We start from the raw sequence: 21,214 nt of genomic DNA, 5'->3' as shown, positions 1-21,214 counted from the left end.
GCTAAATATAAAGCAATGGTTAATTCACGGGTAGGTACTCATGGAGTGGAATAATTTCTGTCGTGACACCTGCTACATGTGGTATAGTAACAATTCTTTATATTTCGTCTCTGCTCACAGAAACAGGGGCACCGGTATCAGAGACAACAGTACCTCCTTTAATACGAATAATACGCTGCGTTTTCTCTGCCAGGTCCAGGTCGTGGGTCACCAGCACCAGGGTAGTGCCGCTCTCCCGGTTCAGGTCAAACAGCAGCTGCTCCACCCGCTGACCTGTCTCTTCGTCCAGGTTACCGGTTGGCTCATCTGCAAAAAGAATAGTCGGCCGGTTAGAGAAAGCCCTCGCCAGCGACACCCGCTGCTGCTCACCACCGGACAATTGTGTGGGATAGTGATCATGTCGTTCGGCCAGCCCTACCCTTCCCAGCAGTTCCATGGCCTGTCGCTGCACGTTGCGCTCGCCTCGCAGTTCCAGTGGCACCATCACATTTTCCAGTGCTGTCAGCGTTGGTATCAGCTGAAAGTTCTGGAAGATGAACCCTACATACTGGTTGCGTACCTGTGCCCGTTCATCCTCTGACAAAGTGTCTAATTTTACGCCATTCAGAATAACAGAACCGGAACTGGCGCGGTCAAGTCCTGCACAGAGGCCGAGCAGGGTTGTTTTACCGCTACCTGAAGGGCCTACGATGGAGCAGGTGTCTCCAGCCTGAAGTGAAAAATTAATACCTTCCAGCACTGTTAAATGGCGGTCGCCGCTGTTATAGGTTTTCTTTAAGTCCTGAATATCGAGAATTGTAGACACGAATAAGTTTTTTATGTATAAGTACTGGTATAAGGTTTGTTAACACATTTTATACCAAAGCACATTCATCTTAAACCAAATAACTAATACAGCACGTTATTAGTTTTAATTGGAGAAGTATAAATTTAGCAAACAATTGCTTGTATGAAGATAGAAAATAGTTTTTTAACGATATGCTTGGCCAGTATAATGGTCATATCCGGTTGTGGTAACGTGAATACGGCAGATCAGCTTGAAGCGGAGCAGGAGACACGGATAGAAAACCCCAGAACTGAAGCGGCCAATACAGAATCTGGAACAAAGACAATTCTTTTCTTTGGCAACAGCCTGACGGCAGGCTATGGGTTGGAACCGGAACAGGCCTTTCCAGCGCTTATTCAGCAGCGCATCGATTCAATGAATCTGTCTTATAAAGTGATCAACGCGGGTGTTAGCGGGGAAACCACATCCGGAGGCAAGAGTCGCATCGACTGGCTCCTGAAACAGCCTGTTGACGTTTTTGTGCTGGAGTTGGGCGCCAATGACGGGTTACGGGGTGTCAGTACAGAGGAATCTTACAACAACCTGAAGGCTATTATTGGGAAAGTGCGCGCTAAATACCCGGATGTAAAGGTTGTGTTGGCAGGGATGCAGATACCGCCAAGTATGGGACAGCAATATGCCCAGGATTTCAGAGAAATATACACGCGCATTGCTGAAGAAGAAAACGTGGCCCTTATCCCTTTCTTGCTGGAAGGTGTAGCGGGTAACAGTGAGCTAAACCAGGGAGACGGCATACATCCGACAGAGGAAGGACAAAAGATTCTGGCTGAAAATGTGTGGGATACTTTAGAGCCTATCGTTCAGGAAGAGGAAGTACAGGAGGAGGAAGTATAAGAAACTGAAATTGAAGTAAATTTGCTGTTGAAATTAATTTTTAAGCAATAGCAACTACTCTGGCCAGATGGCGTACATATGTATGGCTAAAAGTTGAAAATTTAATTTTCAAAAAAATGAAAGGGCTCCTCATCTGCAGGAGCCTTTTTATTTTTCATTCAGCCCCTCTGTAGTAACTCCACTGCTACTCCGTCTGCTTATCACCTGTTGCACCACTATCATTTCACTTCCCGGTGCTTTAAGTATAGAGGCTTTATCTTTCTCTTGAAGATATCCATTTGAAAAGCGCCTCATTTGCAGGTGCTTTTTCTTCTGTATAACATGGTTATGCCAAAAATCAATTACACTCCTACCCTATCTTACCTTAACTTAACTTAACATCAAGGATACATACACTGTCAATAAATAGAATTGGTTTAGTATATATAGCATAATCAGAGTAAATTTATGGCTGAACATCAGCTATTTATAGTGAAGGAGTTGGCGGATCCGGAAAAAAACAAAATATTTAGTAAGTCTCAGGCAACCACACCACGGGTACCTTGCATCTAAGGGGTAAAGAGCAACAAACAGCTCCGGGAATTCGACTTAGCAAAAATTATTTGATAAACCTATACAAAGCGTGACAGAAGCAGAACTGATAGCAGGATGCCAGAAGGCAGACACTAAGGCGCAGAAGCTCCTGTATGAGCGTTTTGTGGCGCAAATGTGTGGGGTGTGCAAACGGTATCTCAGAAACGAGATGGACGCGGAAGAAGCACTCCTTAACGGGTTTATGAAGATTTACCAGAACATTGATCGCTTTGAAGCGAAAGGCAGCTTTGAAGGCTGGGTGCGCCGTATAATGGTGAACGAAGCCCTCGCTTTTTTAAGAAAGAAAGAGCTGCTGCACCTCGCTATCGACGATAGCCACGTACAAGTGGCCGGCACATCTGGGGCTGATCAGGATCTGGCAGAGGAAGAACTGATGGAGCTGTTAAGAACTTTACCCTCTGGCTACAGAGCGGTATTTAACCTGTATGCCATTGAAGGATACTCACATAAGGAAATAGCAGACATGCTCGGTATAACCGAAGGCACATCTAAGTCGCAGTTGAGCAAGGCCCGCGCCATGCTGCAGCGCCGACTTACAGGCCAGGAAGCTATTACAATATAACAAGAAGATGACCATGAGACCAGAAGATATAGACAAATTATTTAAGGAGCGCCTGGGGAACACCTCCCCCACGCCGCCCGCCGATCTGTGGAGCCGCCTGCAGGACCGCATAGAGGAAGAGATGCCGCAAAAGGCACCGCTACAGTTAAAAGAGGAAAGACGCAGCTATATGTGGATTTACTCCTCTGTGGCTGCCTCCATCTCATTGGTGCTAACGGTAGGTGTTGTATTCTTTAACATCAACACGGGTTCACCCGAAATCAATCAGGCTATCACAGAGAAAGGCCCTGTGGAATTACATGAAACGCCTGTCATCAGCCAACCAGCCCCTGAGACTATAGCGCAGGCTGATGTTATAAAAGAAAGCGGCCCTGAAGAAAAAAATATTCACACTCAGGCAACTGATGCAAGCCTTTCCGCATCTAATAAAGCAGAAGAGGATGTTAAAACAGAGGCCATAGCCAAAGCGACACCAAAAGCTGTACAGCAAAAACAAGTGAAGGCTTTAACCTCTAAACAACCTCCGGTGAGTGTGCAGCAGGCCATCGCCGCCAATACGCTTTCTGAAAGAGCCGCTGAAGCTGCAGAGGCCGTGACTGTACCAGCTGGGAAGCCTGTAACCTCCACGTCACTCGCTGTAGCCGATGCCAACATGAACGCTGCGCCTGTCGAAATTATCATCAAACGTGCCAATACGTCTCCAACACAAGTTGCCATGGCAGAGACGGACGACACTTCAGGTGGTTTAGACAAAAGAGCAAGACTTGCAAAGAACATTTTTAAGCAGGTGCGTAACCTGGCAAATGGCGAAGAAGTGGAACTCTCTGAGTTGGGTATAAACGCCGACAAGGTGGCTTTGAACACACAGATCGGCAAGCAAAAATTCTCTAAAGTAATCAATCTCTAACCCTACAAAATCATGAAACGAATACTATTACTCATGGCTATTTTCATGGCCACTGTTACCGGTGTGTCTGCCAAAGGCGGTCCTACCATAGGCGAACGCCTCGGAAGCGAACAGGATACAATCATTATCAGAATGGCAAATGGTGCCAAAATGATACTGCAACTGGAAAACATTCAGCAACTGAAAGCTTTCCAGAACTATAGCCTGGACTCGCTGATGCGGGAGCTTAACACGTATGTGGATCGGGTAGACCAGATGGAGAACTCTAATCCGGGCTCTAAAGACATGACCGTAACATTCAACACATCTAAAGCTGCAGATGGCTCCGGTGACCAGGTGACCGTAACGGTGCAGGAAAATACTCCACAGGGAGAAGTAAGAAAAGAGCGTCATGAAATCCGCATTAACAAGTCGTTTAAGATTGATGTGGAAGTGGAGGAAGACGGTGACAACACCAGAGTAAATGTGGATGTACCTACAAAAGCAGAGCGCGACAGTACCCGTACTGCCCGAAAAGAGGAAAACTATAAATCCACTAAAATGGGCTTTGACCTGGACCTGGGCCTGAATGCCTTTACAAGCGATGCTGCAGATATCCCGGATCTTAAACCATGGGGTTCCCGCTATGTGAGCCTCAACTGGCGCCTGAAGTCGCGGGTGGGTGGCCGCAAAAGCCCTTTCCTCATCGTGTCAGGCCTTGAGTTTGCCTTCAACAACTATATGTTCGAAGACAATATAGTGGTTGAGGAAACAGGTAACATAACCACTTTCCGGGAGGTGCAGGACGTAAACTTCCAGAAGACAAAACTGACGCATTCTTCTGTCAACCTTCCCCTGATGGCACTGCTACAGTTTCAGCGCGAAAACGGCAAAGACGGCTTTATGATTGGTGCAGGTCCCTTTGTAGGTTACCGCCTTGGCAGCCACACCAAACTTAAATTCCAGGAAGACGGCAGAACAGAGAAAGACAAAACCCGTGATTCTTACAACTTAAGCGACTTGCAGTATGGCGTGGAAGGTGTAGTAGGCTACGGAAGCCTGAACCTGTTTGCCAAGTACAATATGAACGACCTCTTTAAAGATAATCGCGGGCCACAGACGAATGTTGTCAGCTTTGGACTAAGGTCATTATTTTAAGTTAAAAGAGTTTTGAGTAATAAGTAAAAAAAGAGGAGCGGTATACCACTCCTCTTTTTTTTTTTAGGGTTGGGTATGGCGACGGAAGTTATCGATGATAATGGCGGTAGCAGTAGCCACATTTAAAGACTCGGCTTCGCCGAATGAGGGTATTTTAATGAGTTGATTCACCTGAGCCGCTATTTCAGGACGTATACCATTTGCCTCGTTGCCCAGCACCACAATACCTTCCGGCTTCAGGGCCATGGCATGCAAACTCTCACCGGCCAGAGAGGCGCCGTATATGCTGAATTCTTTTGTGTGCTGCTGTAACCATTCCGCCAGGTTCAGGTAATGCACGTTAACACGTGTAAAAGAACCCATGGTGGCAGAAATAACCTTTAAATTGTAAAAGTCAGCGCAGGTCTCAGAACAAACAATCGATTTAATGCCATACCAGTCGGCGATACGGATAATGGTGCCGAGATTTCCCGGATCCCTTACGTCGTCTAAAGCAATAACCAATTCTTCTTTTTTAATTTGCAGTGGGGGCAGCTGCCGTATACGAGCCACGGCAAGCGCCGCGTTATTGCTTGAGAAGCTACCTGCCTTTACAAGTTCTTCTTCTGTAACAACGTCAAAAGCAAGTCCCTGTGGCAAACTACTGGTATGTTGCCTGTAAAATGGTTCGGTTATGAAAACATACTCCAGCTCAAAGTCCGCTTGAAGTAATTCCAGCACGCTCTTGGCTCCCTCTACTACAAAGGCTTGGTGTTGCTTGCGGTATTTTTTTATTTGCAACGATTTGATATACTTTACAACTGCTTTTGATAACATACTTCAACGTTTGAAATCACGATTATACATATCTGTACTGGCATTAACAATGTTGTGTTTACAGTCCTGTGTGCCCACCAGGTATTTAGGTGAGGATGAAAAGCTTTTGGTAAGCATTCAACCCGAAGGACTGGAAACAGTGGAACCCACTGCAATACAGGCACTTTACCAGCAGGAGCCAAACCGTATGGTGCTTGGGTCAACCCCCTATCTGGGCCTTTATAATTTCGGTAAAAGGTTTTATGATCCGCAGCAGATCCAGGAGCGCATTGAAAAGCAGGAAGCCAGGATGCAGCAACAAATTGTAGAGGCAGGCACTGATTCAGCAAAGATACAGCGTCTGCGGCTAAAGTTTGAGAGCCGCATCGACAGGCTACAGGAAAAAAAGACAGAAGGCAATTTTCTGATGCAGCTTGGTGAACCTCCCGCCATCTATGATTCTACGCTGATGGAGAAGACAATGGATCAGATTGATATATACCTCAATGCTAAAGGCTACTTCAACCACCAGACCAATTACGAGAAGGAAGTAAAAAGTGATAAGCTGGTTTACATCACCATCAATATAGAGGAGAACGCCCCCTTCCGGTATACAGAGTTTAGCTATGGCATCCCGGACGAAGACATCCGGCAGCTAGTGCAGGCTACCGCCAACCGCTCGTTGCTGCAGCTAGGGGATAAATATGATGAGGATGTGTTGACCGCAGAACGCGACCGGTTGTACACCTTGCTGAGAAACAGGGGCTATTATGACTTTGCCCGTGCATACATAGAATTCGAAGTAGATACCAGTGCTACCGGTAGAGCCGCTACGATCAAGACTATTATTCAGAACCCGGAGCAGGACTCCACGCATAGGTTATATACTATTAATGAAGTGTATTTCAAAACAGATGAAGACCGTTTTGGCATACCGCGCGATACGATAGTATACAATGGCATCAACTATGTTGCCTACAGGCACAAATACTCTCCGGATATTCTGGATAAAAAGGTAGATATATACCCCGGCCAACGCTACAGCCAGTTTCGCACCTCCGCCACTCAGCGCAAGCTGGCTGAGTTAGACGTTTTTCAGTTCAACACTGTGCTGTATAACCGGATAGATGCCACCACCGACTCCAGTTACCTGCTGAATGCTTACATCAATGCCTTACCAGCCAAAAAGTTTCAGGAAACACTGGAGTTGGGATTAAACTATACCGAACGGATTCCCGGCCCCTTTTCAAGTATAAGGTTGCGAATCAGGAACATCTTTGGTGGGGCAGAAAACCTGGATATAGGCCTGAGAGGAGGAATTGAGGGGCAGGCAAGCTTCACAGATCCAAACAGAGCTGTACTTATCAAGGAGTTTGGCGCTGATGTGTCTTTGTCATTTCCTGTTATTCTGATGCCGTTTACCAATAAAAGCCTTCTGTCAGAATACAGCCCCAGAACCCGGTTTTATTCCGGCTACACGAGTAGTGACCGGGAGCAGTACTCCCGCACAAACTACCAGCTTGGCCTCGACTATATCTGGCAAATTACAAGGAACCCGCTTCGGCCACCGGTGATGCAGTTCATCTTTTCTCCTGTAAACCTGAATATTGTACAGGGAGAAATATTAGACAATAATTTCCGGCAAAGTCTTATCAATAACAGTGAGGGCAGCAGGTCGCTTATAGAGAGTTTTTCAGATGGTATCATCTCTTTTATAGGGTTCAACTTTATCTATAATACCAACGACTTTACACAAACCAGAAACGCGCACTATTTCCGTACCCTCGTGGAAGTGGGCGGACTGTCAAGGCAGTTGGGACTTGATATAGGCTATAATAACCTTCAAACCTTTCAGTACGCCAAAATTAATCCTGATTTTCGCCGCTACATTCCACTGGGAGGGCAAAGGTACTTCGTGTACCGCGTGAACGGAGGAGTAGCCTCTCCTATTTTTGATTCTAAAGTGCTGCCTTATGAAAAGCATTTTTTTGCTGGTGGCGCCAGTAGTGTGCGTGCCTGGCAGTCGCGCCGCCTGGGCATGGGCTCCTATGCTTCTGTGAGACCTGTAGAAGAAAATGGGAATGACGGGTCTTATACGGTGGGTTTAGAACGCGACTATAGCCTGGAACAGCCTGGTGAAGTTTTGATTGAGGCAAACGTAGAGTATCGTTTTAATATCTTTAGCTTCCTGAACGGAGCCTTATTCGTGGATGCAGGAAATGTATGGCTTCTGCAGGAAGACGTTAACAGGCCGAAAGCAAACTTCGACTTCAACAGGTTCTACAAAGAGATGGCAGTGGGCACAGGCTTTGGTATCCGCTTCGACCTAGCCGTACTGATACTCCGCTTCGACCTTGCTACAAAAGTCTATGACCCGGCAGGACTTTATGGAAACAAGTTTATCCTGAACGACTTCAGATTCTCGGATTTCTTCACCAGAAACAGCCAAAGTACACTGCAGATTGGCATCGGTTATCCTTTCTGATGTAGAAAATTTATACTTGGCTTTGAAAGATATTTGAAGGGTATGTATAAAAAAGTTAAGGCGGCCTCTGTTATACCAGAAGCCGCCTTTACTTTTTTATAATGCATTCATAATTAATAGTTTAGTAAATCCTCCATAGCAGCGGCTACCTTTTCCGGGTTAGGCAACATCATCTTTTCCAGATCCACGTTAAGCGGAATAGCCGGAAGATTAGCAGCTCCCAACGTATATATAGGGGCGTCCAGCTTCTGGAAGCAGTCTTTTGACAGGCGCCCTGCCAATGACTCCGCAAAGGAATTCATCAGCGGCTCCTCCGTGAGCACCAGTGCTTTACCGTGCCGTTCTACCGATGCTTTCACAGTCTCATAATCAAGCGGGTTCAACGTACGGAGGTCTACAATTTCTACACTTCCGGGATACTGTTTTGAAGCTGCTTTAGCCCAATACACGCCCATGCCATAAGTGATGACGGTCATACTGTTGCCCCTACGCATCTCCTGCTCATCAGCCTGCTGTACGATACTTGCTTTGCCAAGAGGCAGGATGTAATCAGCGTCAGGCTCAAAGGTTTTCGCGTCCTCAGTGCCAGGCACTTTCGACCAGTAAATTCCTTTGTGCTCCAGCATCACCACCGGGTTCGGATCCAGGAAAGCAGCTTTCATCAAGCCCTTCATGTCGGCGGCATTGCTCGGGAAAACTACTTTGATGCCCCGGATATTGAGCAGTGTCGACTCTATGCTTCCGGAATGATAAGGACCGCCGCCTCCGTAAGCCCCTATCGGCACCCGGATAAGGGACTGCACCGGGAACTGCCCATTTGAGAGGTAGCAGCTTTTAGACAGTTCCTCTACTAGTTGATTAATGCCAGGCCAGATATAATCAGCAAACTGGATTTCCACAATTGCTTTAGCCCCAACAGCTGACATGCCCGCTGTAGAACCGACTATATAGGCTTCTTGTATCGGCGTATTGAATACCCTTGCATCGCCATATTTCTTCGCCAGCAGGGCTGCCTCCCGGAACACGCCTCCCAACTCTCCCCCGACATCCTGTCCGTAGAACAATGCCTCGGGATAATTCTTCATAATATCATCCACCGCATGTAGCGCCGCATCCACCATAGTCACTTTTTCGGCACCGGCCGGTTTGCGCTCGCCCTTTTCTTCCGTAACAGGCGTAGGAGCAAACTCATGCGTATCAAAAGTAGTCGGATCAGGCGCAGGTGCTTCCAGCGCCCGCTGGTAATCCAAGGCCACTGTATCCTTTGCCTCCTGCTCCAGCGCCTCTATTTCATCTTCAGAAACTTCCGCATCCAGCAAGGTCTGGCGCATTTGAGGGATAGGATCATTTGTTGCATGCTGTTGAAGGTTGTCGCCCCGGTACCACTCGCGACGCACGCCGGAGGTATGATGGCCCAGGAGCGGCACTTTAGCATGCACGAGTATAGGCCGGCGCACCTTGCGGGCATATTCAAAAGCTACACGCATGCCTTCGTACGACTCCTCAAAATCAGATCCGTTTACGCGCAGGCGCTCCATACCCTTAAAGCCAGCCGCAAACTCATAGGAATCCATGGCGCGCATCTCTTTGCCGGTGGCGGAGATACCCCAGTCATTGTCCTGCACGAGGTATACTATCGGCAATCCTTTCAGCACTGCCATCTGGAAAGCCTCAGAGACTTCTCCTTCCGTTACAGCACCATCCCCTATAGAGCATAGCACCACGGGCTTCTCCTCACCCTGCAGCAGCCCCTGTCCTTCCAGGTAAGAGATACCATGCGCCATACCAGTAGCCGGAATAGCCTGCATGCCTGTGGCCGAACTCTGGTGCGGAATAGTTGGAATGCCCTCCCGCTTCAGCGAAGGATGGCCGTAATAGGTGCGCCCGCCTGAGAAAGGGTCATCTGCTTTCGCCATAAGCTGCAGCATAAGTTCGTAAGGTTGTAAACCTATACCCAGCAGCATTGCATCATCCCGGTAATAGAGAGAGGCATAGTCGTAAGACTGAAGCTGGAAAGCAGCCGCTAATTGAATGGCTTCGTGTCCTCGCGAGGTACTGTGCACATACTTGCTACAGACTGCTTTATTTTCTTCGTAGGTGTCTGCCAGTGTTTTGGCAGTTATCATAAGTTGGTAAGCTTTGTTTAACAGATCCACGTCCAGTTTTACAGCTTCCAAAGAATCTTTTACCATAATTTTGTATTGGTTTGCCCAAAATTACGAATTTCCGGCTTCTTCCTAAAATTTGTCACTTGCTTCGGTTGTACGCTTTTGATTTGGTAATTTTACTTCTGATAAAGATATATTTTAAGTACCGAGTATTTATTCAGGATAAATTTCCCTCTGTTTGAGTTTGTTCATAAGCAAACATGAATACAGGAACAGTAAATAATTGTTTTAACCCTGCAGCCATAAAATCATGTTCAGAGATGAAGTACAAGCGTTTATGCGCCAGTTTCAGAAAGACCTTTACCAAGCACTGGAAGCCTGCGATGGCGGTGCTACCTTCAGTGCCGACGAGTGGCAGCATGAGAGCGGCGGCGGGGGCATATCCCGCGTGATAGAAGGCGGAAATGTTCTGGAGAAAGGTGGCGTGAACTTTTCGGCCGTGGAGGGTGAACTCTCTCCTGCCTTTATGAAAATGCTGCTGATGCCTGACCCAAATTATTTTGCCACTGGCGTATCGGTAGTCATGCACCCGCATAGCCCAATGGTGCCTATCACGCACATGAACGTGCGATACTTTGAGGCCGGAGACGGACAAGCTTGGTTCGGCGGCGGCATAGACCTTACCCCCATCTACTTGGATCTGAAACAGGCAAAGGAGTTTCATGAGCAGATGAAAGCGGTATGCGACAAGCACCACCCCTCCTACTATCCTGAGTTTAAAAAGTGGGCAGATGATTATTTTTACAATGAGCATCGGGAAGAAACCCGGGGTGTAGGCGGCATTTTCTTTGACCGCTTATCTGCTAATGAGGAGTTCACCATAGAGGAACGTTTTGCTTTTGTGAAGGATGTGGCTTATGCTTTTATTCCGTTCTATACCTCCATCATGAACCAGAACCGTGACCTGCCCTACGGGGAGCGGGAGAAACAGTGGCAGTTGTTGCGCCGTGGCCGCTATGTAGAGTTCAACCTGGTGTATGACCGGGGTACTAAGTTTGGGCTGCTCACAAAAGGCCGAATCGAGTCTATCCTGATGAGCCTTCCTACCCACGCCTCCTGGATCTATAATTTTACACCGGAGCCAGGCAGCGCCGAGGAACAAACGCAGGCATACCTGAAAAAAGAGATTAACTGGCTACAGGTGCAATAGCAGAACATGGAAGAACTGGAACAACTCGATCAAGACCTGTTCGTTTACCTCAACGACATGCAAAATCCTTTTTGGGATGCCGTGATGGTCTTTGTCTCGAATAAATATGTCTGGATTCCTTTTTACTTGGGCCTGATCGTTTACCTTGTGTGGCGTTACCGAAAGCAGAGCATCCCGATGCTGCTGTTGGCTATTGTAGCGGTTGGGCTGGCAGATTTTGTGGCCTCAGGCATTTTTAAGCCTTATTTCGCACGCCTGCGCCCCTGCCACGACCCAGAACTTTCAGCAGTGGTCAACATTGTTCAAGGCTGTGGTGGCCGGTTCGGATTTATGTCTTCACACGCCTCTACAGGCTTTGCGCTTGCGGTGTTCTTTAACCTTATACTCTCTGACCGCTACCTGATTTTTAAGATTGTGCTGGTGGTCTGGGCGGTGGTGGTATCCTACAGCCGCATATATCTTGGGGTGCACTATCCAGGCGATACAATTGGAGGCGCTTTACTGGGTTCTTTCTTCGCTTACTGTTGTTCGCTTGGTTATACTATACTTTTAAACAAATATCCCTCTCTTATACGTTAAACCTTTAGGATGAAAAGCTGTTCTTCCATCATCTATAAAACAGCCACTGGTTTGCGCATAAACAGCATCAATTTATTGGTTTCTATCATGCTTTTCCTAGCTTTTGCCCCTGCATCTGCACAGGATAGCTACAGGCTTTCCGGACGTGTGGTAGATGCACTAACCGGTGAGGGGCTGGCCGGAGCATCTGTTTCCCTGCAGGAGCGCATTAGCATAGGTGCTATCACAGAAACAGATGGAAGCTTTTCTCTGACTGCTCCAGCCGGCACCTATACCGTTGTGGCAAAATACATCGGCTACGATGACACAAAGCAGGTGCTGGAGTTAGACCAGAATAGCCAGGTTAACATAAAATTAGCACCAACAGCCTACAGCGTGCAGGAGGTGGTAGTGGTGGCGGAACGGCAGCAACCCATTACCCAAACAGCTACCCTGGGGCAGTTGGAATTGCCGATGGAAACCATCAAAACGCTCCCTGTTCTTTTTGGGGAATTGGATATCTTAAAAACCATTCAGCTGTTACCGGGTGTGCAGTCCGGTGGCGAGGGCAACACAGGCTTTTATGTGCGTGGCGGAGGAGCCGATCAGAACCTGGTGCTGCTCGATAACGCCGTCGTTTACAATCCAGGGCACCTGCTGAACTTCTTTTCGGTGTTCAACAGCGATGCCATAGCGAACACCACTCTTATTAAAGGAAACATGCCTGCCCGGTACGGTGGCCGCCTCTCTTCAGTGCTCGACATAGAAATGAGAGAAGGAGACATGTCTGATTTCAGTGCAGAGGGCGGTATTGGATTAATCTCTTCGCGGCTTACGGTGCAGGGACCAATTGTAGAGGACAAGGCTTCTTTTATCTTTTCCGGTCGCCGTACTTATATTGATGCCATTCTGAATCCTTTTTTAAAAAACACAGAACAGGGTGGCGTGCCCTTTCGGTTTTATGACCTGAACGGAAAATTAACTTATGATTTGTCGGCGAAAGACAAACTGTCTCTGAGCGGTTACTATGGGCGGGACATTGGTGATTTGCGCTTGTCTGATGGTCGCTTCAACTCTGAGTTTTCCTGGGGCAATGCCACGGCCACGGCCAGATGGAAACACCTGTTCAACGATAAACTTTTTATGGATGTGTCAGGGGTGTTCAGCAATTATCAGTTTGAGTTTAACTGGGACTTTGGTGGCTACAATACTGTGCTGCAAACGGGCGTGGAGGATTATAGCCTGAATGTTGATTTTGATTTTACACCAAGTGTGCGGCACCACCTGCAGTATGGGGTGCAGTATACGTACCATACCCTTCGCCCCCGCACAGGCGAGGCGGAGGGCGAAGATGGAGAAACCTTTGGCACCAGCCAGGTTCTGCCCAAATACGCCCACGAAACAGCCTTCTATGTGTCTGATGACTGGAACGTGACGGACAAGCTGCTTGTTAGCCTGGGCTTGCGTAGCAGCCACTTTATGCAGGTGGGGCCATTCAGTTATTACCGTTTCAACGAGAACAACATTGTTACAGACTCTACCAGGTATGGAAGTGGCGAGAAGGTGAAAACATTTCAGGCGCTGGAGCCAAGGGCGTCCGCGAGGTATAAACTCAGTGAGCAGTCGTCGGTAAAAGCTGGCTTTGCCCGTTCTGCACAGTACCTTCATTTAGTTTCTAACGCTTACACTACCCTGCCGCTGGATGTGTGGGTGCCGAGTTCTGCTATTGTTGAACCGCAACGCGCAACACAGTATGCTTTGGGCTATTTCAAAAGCTTTGCTGAAAACCAGTATGAAGGATCTATGGAAGTATACTACAAAGACCTAGAAAACCAGCTGGAATATAGAGAAGGCTTTGCCCCCGGCCCCAGCAACCGCGACCTGGAATACGAGTTTGTCAGTGGCAATGGCGAATCATATGGTGTGGAGTTTTTCCTGCGCAAAAACTATGGCAATTTGCAGGGTTGGTTTGGTTATACACTGTCTAAAACCACTCGCCAGTTCCCGGACCTGAACAATGGAAGAGAGTTTCCTGCCCGCTTCGACCGGCGCCACGACCTGTCGCTGGTAGGCAGTTACAAATATAACAACCGCTGGACCTTTGGTGGCAGCTTTATTTTTGGAACCGGACAGGCGACTACTTTGCCTTTGCGACGCTATTACCTGGAAGGCACCATCAATTACCAATATGGCGACCGTAACAGCTTTAGGATGCAGCCGACGCACCGCCTCGATTTGTCGGCAACGTTGAAAGGCAAAGACCGCGAACGCATTGAATCAAGCTGGACTTTCTCTATTTACAACGTCTACGGGCGGCGGAACCCATTTCTATATTATGTCGATAACGAGGGAAGCCTATCGAATCAGAACCTGAAGCTGCAGGCGAAGAAGGTATCCATTATCCCTTTCCCGCTGCCTTCTGTTACTTGGAACTTTAGCTGGAAATGAATATGAGAATGCATCCTTCTATATTTTATTTGTTCTTGCTCCTGCTATTCTCTAGCTGTGAAGAAGACCTAAACTTAATCCTTCCTGAAGGAGAAGAAATGCTTGTGGTGGAGGGACATATAGAACAAGGCACTCCTCCGGTAGTAGTTCTGACACGGTCAGTGCCTGTTTTCTCAGATCTATCTGTAGAAGCGCTGGAGCAAAGCTTTGTCCATGATGCACAGGTAACGGTAACGAGCAACGGGCAAGCGTATACGCTACAGGAAGTTGCCTCCCCGGCGTTCTCCGAAGCGCTGCGGCAGGTCGTAAGCATGCAACTAGGTATTCCGGTGGAGCAGCTAAGGCGCAACAGCGGCTTCCTCTTTTATGTGTATACCACTGATGCGTTATTGGGTGAAGTGGGTCAGAGCTACGGGCTGCGCATCAATCAGGAGGGCAGGTTGCTCACTGCAACTACCACCATACCGCAACTCAATCCAGTTGATTCGCTCTGGACAGTACCGCACCCCGACCCGCAGCAGGATAGCCTGCGCATTTTGTACTACAGCTATACCGATCCAGACACGCTGGGAAACAGCATCCGTTACTTCACCAAGCGTAACAACGAGCCTTTTTTCCCCGGCCTGTTTACCTCTGTTTTCAACGATGAACTGGTGAACGGCAGCTCCATCAGCTTTCCGCTGGACCGTGGAGAGCCGAAGGGGCAGGCAGAGATAAATGTGGATTTATACAGCTACTTTGGTGTAGGAGACACAGTTACTGTACGTTGGGCCGCTATCGATTTGCCGCACTATCGCTTCTGGTATAGCCTGGAGAATGAACAGAACAGCAACGGCAGTCCCATTGGCACTCCTAACATCACACAATCCAACATAGATGGTGGTCTCGGCATCTGGGGTGGCTATGGTGTAACGTATCACACCATCGTAATAGAATGATTAAATTTCCAAAGAGATAAGATATCCTTCTGTTATTTCAGTTACTCAAAATTCACTCATTCAAAATTAACTACTTCCCCAGCAGCCGCGCTACATACTTTCCAATGATATCGAACTCGAGATTCACTGTGTCTCCGGGCTTCACGTGCTGCAGGCTGGTGTGCTCGTAGGTATACGGAATTATAGCTACGGAAAAGGCATCTTCTCTAGAGTTAACGACTGTCAAACTGATACCATTTACACAGATGGAGCCTTTCTCTACTGTAACATTTCCTTTGGAGGCATCATACCGGAAGGTAAAGACCCAGCTCCCGTTCTCATCTTCTACTGATTCGCAGATAGCGGTCTGGTCCACGTGGCCTTGTACAACGTGCCCATCGAAACGGCCATTGGCTTGCATGCACCGCTCCAGGTTCACTATATCGCCTTCTTTTAAATTGCTCAGGTTAGTTTTTTGCAGCGTCTCGTCAATGGCTGTCACCGTATAGGCATCTCCTTCAATGTTCACAACAGTAAGACAAACCCCATTATGCGCCACGCTCTGGTCAATCTTCAGCTCATTTGTGAAAGAGGCACTGAGGGTATAATGCTTGTTTGTGTTTTCCTCCCGGATTTTAGTGACACGTCCTAAGGTCTCTATTATTCCTGTAAACATTTTCCTGCTTTATATGTGTATTGGATGTCCTGCATAAAACAGAAAAATAAGTTTTATGTAAGCTAACACTACTATTTTTAACAAAATTAACTTAATTCTGCGGCTAATGTTCCAGCGACACCTTTTAATAACAGTTTAAGTATGAATGAAGAAGCATATTTGAGCAGGTATGCTTAATTTCGCATAGCTACGGTACTTCATAAAGGTATTGTAGCATGATATGGTAGTATAATATAAGAACAGATAAAGATGGAAACAGATTCGTACAGACACAAAGGCATGCGCCGTGCATTAATTAAAATACTGCAGGAGAAAGGCATCCGCGACCCACGCGTGCTGGCTGCCATTGAGGCTGTACCAAGGCATTACTTTTTTGAGAAAGCATTTCTAGAGCAGGCATACCAGGACAAAGCCTTCCCGATTGGGGAAGGTCAGACGATTTCACAGCCTTACACTGTCGCATTTCAGACGGAGTTACTGAACCTGAAGCCAACAGATAAGGTGCTGGAGATTGGCACCGGCTCTGGTTACCAGTGTTCTGTGTTGCTGCAACTGACACCACATGTATATACCATAGAATACAACCGTGCGCTGTATGAAAAGGCGCTTCTTTTCTTCAAAAAATATGGATTGAAGCCGCATATGTTTCATGGCGATGGCTCAGAAGGTTTGCCCACCTATGCGCCATACGATAAAATTATCGTGACAGCTGGTGCTCCCGGTGTGCCGAAGAGCCTAGTGCGCCAGTTAAGTGTGGGAGGCTCGCTGGTAATACCTGTTGGAAATGAAAAGAGCCAGAAGATGATGCGGATAACACAGGTAGAGCAAAACGAATTTACCAAAGAAGCGTTCAGCAACTTTAAATTTGTGCCGCTTTTAGGAAAATCTGGCTGGGAAAGGGAAATGTAACAATACTTCGTACAGGGGCTTGTACATCAATTCATACATCACTTTGCCCCTTCTGCTGAAGTATATTTCCTGCTTTAAGCTTCCACATGTATCTTTGCGGCATCAAACAAGCATAACAAAATGCGAAAATCAAAAAAAGTACAAGACTCTTACGTCATCATGACGGAGCTGGTGTTGCCAAACGACACCAATACGCTACATAACCTGATGGGCGGCCGTATGATGCACTGGATGGACATCGTATCAGCCATCTCTGCCCAAAGGCACTCTAACCGAATCGTAGTAACAGCTTCAGTAGATAATGTTTCTTTCTCAGAAAGCATTAAGCTTGGAAATGTGGTAACACTGGAGGCCAAAGTTACACGCGCCTTCAACTCCTCTATGGAAGTACACATCGTAGTGTATGCCGAGGATATACCAAGCGGAAAAAAAGTGATGTCGAACCAGGCTTTTTTCACTTTCGTAGCTGTTGACCAGTTAGGAAACCCAATTGACGTACCGGAGGCGATACCTGAAACAGAAGAAGAAATCAAGCTTTACGAAGGAGCTTTGCGCCGCCGCCAGTTGCGCCTTGTTTTAGCCGGCCGCATGAAACCGAGCGAGGCAAAAGAACTCAAATCGATTTTCGAAATCAATGAAGAAGCACAGGGTTTAGATAAGGTACAATAAATATATGGCAGGTTTACAGGCAGACAATATTAACCCGGAGTTTTTGAAGAACTTTATCACGGAAACCATTTATGTGGTGGAGGGTGATGTTGCCGCCGTGCCTGCCTCGCCACCTGCTGCATCAACAGCGCCTCCAACTCCGGAGGCAGAAAGAACTACAGCAGAATCCAGGCCTCAAACCGCTGTTAAGAACCTGATAACAGACCATGCACTTGTATCCACGCCACATCTTCCTAAAACACCTGATGCCGCTGCTGCAGTAGCAAAAACGGTTGAAAAATACGAGATAGCTGGCGCCAACGCCAAAGGAGTAGTTGTGCTGGTAACCTTGCCTGATGATGAATTCAACAAGTTGCCGAAGTTGCAGTTCCTGCAGAAGATTTTAGGGGCTATCGGACTACAGCCTGCTGATGTGGCTTATGTCAATAACAAAACAGGCGCTACTGCCTTGTTCGAAGACCTGCAGCAAGCGCTACAGGTAAACTATATTATCAGTTTCGCGAGCCGCCTGGATACAACGCTGCCCCATGACAAGTTTACACTTTACCATCCGGTGATAGTGGGAGATGTGCCGGTTGTTTTCTCCCAGGCCCTCTCTATGCTGGAAAATGACCAAGAACACAAGAAATTGCTGTGGAACGCACTGCAACAGGTTTTTTTATAGGGGTAGGCAATTTTCTCTAAAATAGAGTCCCAGCGGGACGATCTGTTTATAGAAAATGTACTCTTCATACATATTTGTAGCTCCAGAGGAGCGACCTGTAAACTTTATTTATAACAGGCCGCTCCTCTGGAGCTATAAGTGCTTCAAAGGTTTTAGGCTATCAACATTCCTCCCGCTGGGACTATGTTCATAGGGTATAAAATTGATTTTAAAAGACAGGGGCCTTTCCAATTCGGAAAGGCCCCTGTCTTTTGGGAATGAAGGCTAATGATATAAAAAGAGCTGCTATAAAAATCTATTCTAATAACGAAGCCAGCTTTTGCTCCAACTCTGGACCTCTTAAACCTTTTGCAATGATTTTTCCTTCCGGGTCAATGAGCACTGTCTGTGGAATGGCTGTTACATTGTATAGCGTGGCAGCGCTGCTTTCCCAGCCTTTTAGGTCAGAAACATGCGGCCATGTCAGTTTGTCTTTTTCGATTGCCTGTAGCCACTTGTCTCTCGACTGGTCAAGTGACACACCGAAAATCTCGAAACCTTCGCCCTTGTCTTTATAGGCGTTGTACATCCTTACCACATTTGGGTTTTCCTGGCGGCATGGACCACACCAGCTGGCCCAGAAGTCAATAAGGACATACTTTCCGCGCAGTGATGAAAGTGACTTAGAGCCTCCGTCCGGCGTAGGGAGCGATATATCGGGAGCAGTCTGACCTATAGCCGTGTTACGGAAAGGCTTCAGGCGCTCATTCAACAACGTTGTGTATTTGGAATCCGGAATATTCTTGTTGAACAAAGTTGACATGCTATCAGCGAAAGCAAAGTCATTAGTCGGATCCACGAGACTTGCAGTACCAAAAGCGGAAACAACAGAGTTTGGGTGCTGCGCAATAAAGTTTTTTACCTGGTTTTGCATCACGACAAACTCCTGGCGAACCTGCTCTGCCTCTTCTGTTTTGCCTTCCTGCATCGCCTTTTTGAACTGCTCTTCCAGTTCCATCTGCTTTAGGCGCGTTTCATTTACCAGCTTGTTTAATTCAAGAAAAAGCTTCGTATCTTCGGAGCCTTCTACTTTCACTGTGCCATTCAAGTCCTCCGCATCGGCCTCCACACTTATCTGGCCTTTATCCAACACGAGCATCAATCCATTTTGCTGGTCCCTTGCAATGCGGTAAAAAGTTGGCTCCGACACATTGCCTTCAAAGGTGAAGGTGCCATCTGCGGAAATCTGTGCGGTATCGCGGGCCACAAACTGTACCTCCCCCAACTCATAAAGGTAAATAGGGCCTGAGGCTGCATTGTTCAGCTTGCCTTTAATGGTATACCCCTCACCACCGTTAGAGGCAGATTTGTTACCCTGACAACCTGCAAGCACAACAACAGTTGAGGCAACTGCCGCTATAGTTTTTAATTTCATATACATGGCATTAAGCATTTAAACTTTCACGAAGCAGCTTGTTTGCTACTTTAGGATCTGCCTTTCCTTTCGTTTTCTTCATTATCTCTCCCATAAACATGCCAATTAGTGACTGTTTACCTGCTTTGTATTCTTCTACCTTAGCAGGATTATCAGATAACACGCCTTTGATGATTTGGCCAAGCTCATCAGAGTCTGACTCCTGCAGCAGGTTCTGCTCCTCGGCCACCTGTTGTGCCGAAGTATCAGGATGCTGCAGCATGTAAGGGTAAATCTGCTTGGAAGCGATGGAGTGGCTTACCTTATTTTCATCTACTAAAGCGATTATCTGGGCAATTTGTTCCGGAGCCAGCGGAAAGTCTCTCATGTGAATTTGCAACTCGTTCAGGTAAGACTTAACAGGCCCCATCATCCAGTTAGATGCAGCCTTGTAATTCTTCGTATGGTTGCATAGCTCCTCAAAGTACAGCGCGATTCCTTTCTCGTCTGTAAGTACGGTTGCATCATACTCCGGCAAACCAAACTCACCCACAAATCTGGCAAACAAAACCTGAGGCAGGCTTGGCATTTCTACTTTTATTTCTTCCAGCCATTCTTTCTCTATTACCAAAGGCTGCAGGTCTGGCTCCGGGAAATAGCGGTAGTCGTTCATGGTTTCTTTTGAACGCTGAGCTGTCGTGGTGCCTGTATTGGCATCAAAACCACGTGTCTCCCCCTCTACTTTTTCGCCGCGCTCCAGAATAACAATCTGGCGCTCTATTTCATGCTCGATGGCACGCTGCACGTTGCGGAAGGAGTTCATGTTCTTCACCTCCACTTTAGTGCCGTATATGTTGGAGTCTTTCAGCATCACCGACACGTTGGCGTCACAGCGCAAAGAACCTTCCTCCATATTACCGTCACAAATCTCCAGGTATTCTACCAGCCGCTTAATTTCCGTCAGGTAGTTATAAGCTTCTACTGAGTCTCTAATGTCCGGCTCTGATACGATTTCAATAAGCGGTACACCGGCACGGTTCAGGTCAACGAGGGTTTCTATTTCTCCCGGTAGGTGCATCGATTTACCGGCATCTTCCTCCATATGTATGCGGGTGATGCCAATGCGCTTGTCGTTATTCTCAGCATTTTTCACCACCAGGTGTCCATGGGTACAGACAGGTGTTTTGTCCTGCGTGATTTGGTATCCTTTCGGAAGGTCAGGGTAGAAATAATTTTTACGAGCAAACAAATTGTAGCGTGTAATATCGCAATTTGTGGCCAAGCCCATTTTAATCGCCATTTCTACTACTTTTTTATTAATGCGCGGCAAAGTGCCCGGGTGTCCCAGTGTAGTTACACTCAGGTTGGTGTTCGGCAGCATGCCATACTCCGTAGAATCTGCCGCGTAAGCTTTACTTTCCGTCAGAAGCTGCGCATGAACCTCTAAACCAATTACTGCTTGGTATTTATCTCTTATCTCTTTATCCATCTGTTTAGGTAC

18 protein-coding genes are annotated in these 21,214 nt (G+C 47.2%); 12 read left to right on the top strand and 6 right to left on the bottom strand.

From position 1 onward, the window contains the following. Positions 1 to 97: 97 nt before the first annotated feature. Positions 98 to 805 carry an ABC transporter ATP-binding protein gene (locus E1919_RS13135; RefSeq protein ID WP_162053863.1) on the bottom strand — a complete coding sequence of 236 codons (708 nt, stop codon included), beginning with the start codon at positions 803 to 805 and terminating at the stop codon, positions 98 to 100. 144 nt (positions 806 to 949) lie between these two features. On the opposite strand from E1919_RS13135, the gene E1919_RS13130 reads away from it, so the two are divergent. The 4 genes from E1919_RS13130 to E1919_RS13115 all read left to right on the top strand — a co-directional run bounded on the left by E1919_RS13130 (position 950) and on the right by E1919_RS13115 (position 4,881). Continuing rightward, entirely contained in the window at positions 950 to 1,681 is a 732-nt protein-coding gene (locus tag E1919_RS13130; protein ID WP_162053862.1) for an arylesterase, read from the top strand. Between the two features lie 622 nt (positions 1,682 to 2,303). Further along, on the top strand, positions 2,304 to 2,837 hold the full coding sequence (locus E1919_RS13125) for an RNA polymerase sigma factor (protein ID WP_162053861.1): 534 nt from the start codon (positions 2,304 to 2,306) through the stop codon (positions 2,835 to 2,837). Between the two features lie 13 nt (positions 2,838 to 2,850). Further along, positions 2,851 to 3,744: a hypothetical protein gene (locus E1919_RS13120; RefSeq protein WP_162053860.1), complete on the top strand. Its 894-nt coding sequence runs from the start codon at positions 2,851 to 2,853 to the stop codon at positions 3,742 to 3,744. A 12-nt stretch (positions 3,745 to 3,756) separates the two neighbouring features. After that, positions 3,757 to 4,881, top strand: a complete 1,125-nt coding sequence (locus tag E1919_RS13115; protein ID WP_162053859.1) for an outer membrane beta-barrel protein — start codon at positions 3,757 to 3,759, stop codon at positions 4,879 to 4,881. Between the two features lie 63 nt (positions 4,882 to 4,944). Here the strand turns inward: E1919_RS13115 and E1919_RS13110 are convergent, their stop codons facing one another. Next, positions 4,945 to 5,697, bottom strand: a complete 753-nt coding sequence (locus tag E1919_RS13110) for a TrmH family RNA methyltransferase (RefSeq protein ID WP_162053858.1) — start codon at positions 5,695 to 5,697, stop codon at positions 4,945 to 4,947. A gap of 49 nt (positions 5,698 to 5,746) precedes the next feature. Here E1919_RS13110 and tamL point away from each other — a divergent pair, with 49 nt between their 5' ends. After that, positions 5,747 to 8,161, top strand: coding sequence for a translocation and assembly module lipoprotein TamL (gene tamL / locus E1919_RS13105; protein ID WP_449422973.1), 2,415 nt, complete (start codon positions 5,747 to 5,749; stop codon positions 8,159 to 8,161). Positions 8,162 to 8,274: 113 nt separating this feature from the next. Here the strand turns inward: tamL and E1919_RS13100 are convergent, their stop codons facing one another. After that, positions 8,275 to 10,353 (bottom strand): alpha-ketoacid dehydrogenase subunit alpha/beta, encoded by a 2,079-nt coding sequence (locus E1919_RS13100; protein WP_162053856.1) that lies wholly within the window; start codon positions 10,351 to 10,353, stop codon positions 8,275 to 8,277. Positions 10,354 to 10,579: 226 nt separating this feature from the next. Between E1919_RS13100 and hemF the strand changes: the two genes are divergently transcribed. Genes hemF through E1919_RS13080 form a run of 4 tightly spaced genes read left to right on the top strand, consistent with a single transcriptional unit; the run spans position 10,580 to position 15,423 of the window. After that, positions 10,580 to 11,479 (top strand): oxygen-dependent coproporphyrinogen oxidase, encoded by a 900-nt coding sequence (gene hemF, locus E1919_RS13095; RefSeq protein ID WP_162053855.1) that lies wholly within the window; start codon positions 10,580 to 10,582, stop codon positions 11,477 to 11,479. A 6-nt stretch (positions 11,480 to 11,485) separates the two neighbouring features. Beyond that, positions 11,486 to 12,058, top strand: a complete 573-nt coding sequence (locus tag E1919_RS13090; protein WP_162053854.1) for a phosphatase PAP2 family protein — start codon at positions 11,486 to 11,488, stop codon at positions 12,056 to 12,058. A gap of 9 nt (positions 12,059 to 12,067) precedes the next feature. Then, positions 12,068 to 14,485 carry a TonB-dependent receptor gene (locus E1919_RS13085; protein ID WP_237144336.1) on the top strand — a complete coding sequence of 806 codons (2,418 nt, stop codon included), beginning with the start codon at positions 12,068 to 12,070 and terminating at the stop codon, positions 14,483 to 14,485. Next, positions 14,482 to 15,423, top strand: coding sequence for a DUF4249 family protein (locus E1919_RS13080; RefSeq protein WP_317168221.1), 942 nt, complete (start codon positions 14,482 to 14,484; stop codon positions 15,421 to 15,423). The genes E1919_RS13085 and E1919_RS13080 overlap by 4 nt, the downstream gene beginning before the upstream one ends. A gap of 70 nt (positions 15,424 to 15,493) precedes the next feature. On the opposite strand, the gene E1919_RS13075 is transcribed toward E1919_RS13080, so the two are convergent. Next, positions 15,494 to 16,078 (bottom strand): riboflavin synthase, encoded by a 585-nt coding sequence (locus E1919_RS13075; protein WP_162053852.1) that lies wholly within the window; start codon positions 16,076 to 16,078, stop codon positions 15,494 to 15,496. Positions 16,079 to 16,327: 249 nt separating this feature from the next. Here E1919_RS13075 and E1919_RS13070 point away from each other — a divergent pair, with 249 nt between their 5' ends. From E1919_RS13070 to E1919_RS13060, 3 genes are all read left to right on the top strand, one after another. Next, positions 16,328 to 16,987, top strand: coding sequence for a protein-L-isoaspartate(D-aspartate) O-methyltransferase (locus E1919_RS13070; RefSeq protein ID WP_162053851.1), 660 nt, complete (start codon positions 16,328 to 16,330; stop codon positions 16,985 to 16,987). A gap of 120 nt (positions 16,988 to 17,107) precedes the next feature. Beyond that, positions 17,108 to 17,656 carry an acyl-CoA thioesterase gene (locus E1919_RS13065; protein WP_162053850.1) on the top strand — a complete coding sequence of 183 codons (549 nt, stop codon included), beginning with the start codon at positions 17,108 to 17,110 and terminating at the stop codon, positions 17,654 to 17,656. Between the two features lie 4 nt (positions 17,657 to 17,660). Then, on the top strand, positions 17,661 to 18,320 hold the full coding sequence (locus tag E1919_RS13060; protein WP_162053849.1) for a hypothetical protein: 660 nt from the start codon (positions 17,661 to 17,663) through the stop codon (positions 18,318 to 18,320). Positions 18,321 to 18,615: 295 nt separating this feature from the next. Here E1919_RS13060 and E1919_RS13055 read toward each other — a convergent pair whose 3' ends face one another. Both E1919_RS13055 and gatB read right to left on the bottom strand, forming a co-directional pair. Then, positions 18,616 to 19,734 carry a TlpA disulfide reductase family protein gene (locus E1919_RS13055; protein WP_162053848.1) on the bottom strand — a complete coding sequence of 373 codons (1,119 nt, stop codon included), beginning with the start codon at positions 19,732 to 19,734 and terminating at the stop codon, positions 18,616 to 18,618. Between the two features lie 10 nt (positions 19,735 to 19,744). Further along, positions 19,745 to 21,202 (bottom strand): Asp-tRNA(Asn)/Glu-tRNA(Gln) amidotransferase subunit GatB, encoded by a 1,458-nt coding sequence (gene gatB, locus E1919_RS13050; protein ID WP_162053847.1) that lies wholly within the window; start codon positions 21,200 to 21,202, stop codon positions 19,745 to 19,747. Positions 21,203 to 21,214: the final 12 nt, after the last annotated feature.

The sequence above is a fragment of the Pontibacter pamirensis genome (assembly GCF_010015475.1).
GTDB classification, from domain to species: Bacteria; Bacteroidota; Bacteroidia; order Cytophagales; family Hymenobacteraceae; genus Pontibacter; species Pontibacter pamirensis.
Note: the sequence above shows the minus strand (reverse complement) of the source record. Positions and strands in the feature narration are given on the sequence as shown.

Excerpts from the sequence above, each read along its gene's own strand:
- E1919_RS13130 (WP_162053862.1), top strand. The coding sequence starts at position 950 with ATGAAGATAGAAAATAGTTTTTTAACGATATGCTTGGCCAGTATAATG.
- E1919_RS13120 (WP_162053860.1), top strand. The coding sequence starts at position 2,851 with ATGAGACCAGAAGATATAGACAAATTATTTAAGGAGCGCCTGGGGAAC.
- E1919_RS13115 (WP_162053859.1), top strand. The coding sequence starts at position 3,757 with ATGAAACGAATACTATTACTCATGGCTATTTTCATGGCCACTGTTACC.
- E1919_RS13110 (WP_162053858.1), bottom strand. The coding sequence starts at position 5,697 with ATGTTATCAAAAGCAGTTGTAAAGTATATCAAATCGTTGCAAATAAAA.
- tamL (WP_449422973.1), top strand. The coding sequence starts at position 5,747 with ATGTTGTGTTTACAGTCCTGTGTGCCCACCAGGTATTTAGGTGAGGAT.
- E1919_RS13100 (WP_162053856.1), bottom strand. The coding sequence starts at position 10,353 with ATGGTAAAAGATTCTTTGGAAGCTGTAAAACTGGACGTGGATCTGTTA.
- hemF (WP_162053855.1), top strand. The coding sequence starts at position 10,580 with ATGTTCAGAGATGAAGTACAAGCGTTTATGCGCCAGTTTCAGAAAGAC.
- E1919_RS13090 (WP_162053854.1), top strand. The coding sequence starts at position 11,486 with ATGGAAGAACTGGAACAACTCGATCAAGACCTGTTCGTTTACCTCAAC.
- E1919_RS13085 (WP_237144336.1), top strand. The coding sequence starts at position 12,068 with ATGAAAAGCTGTTCTTCCATCATCTATAAAACAGCCACTGGTTTGCGC.
- E1919_RS13080 (WP_317168221.1), top strand. The coding sequence starts at position 14,482 with ATGAATATGAGAATGCATCCTTCTATATTTTATTTGTTCTTGCTCCTG.
- E1919_RS13075 (WP_162053852.1), bottom strand. The coding sequence starts at position 16,078 with ATGTTTACAGGAATAATAGAGACCTTAGGACGTGTCACTAAAATCCGG.
- E1919_RS13070 (WP_162053851.1), top strand. The coding sequence starts at position 16,328 with ATGGAAACAGATTCGTACAGACACAAAGGCATGCGCCGTGCATTAATT.
- E1919_RS13065 (WP_162053850.1), top strand. The coding sequence starts at position 17,108 with ATGCGAAAATCAAAAAAAGTACAAGACTCTTACGTCATCATGACGGAG.
- E1919_RS13060 (WP_162053849.1), top strand. The coding sequence starts at position 17,661 with ATGGCAGGTTTACAGGCAGACAATATTAACCCGGAGTTTTTGAAGAAC.
- E1919_RS13055 (WP_162053848.1), bottom strand. The coding sequence starts at position 19,734 with ATGAAATTAAAAACTATAGCGGCAGTTGCCTCAACTGTTGTTGTGCTT.
- gatB (WP_162053847.1), bottom strand. The coding sequence starts at position 21,202 with ATGGATAAAGAGATAAGAGATAAATACCAAGCAGTAATTGGTTTAGAG.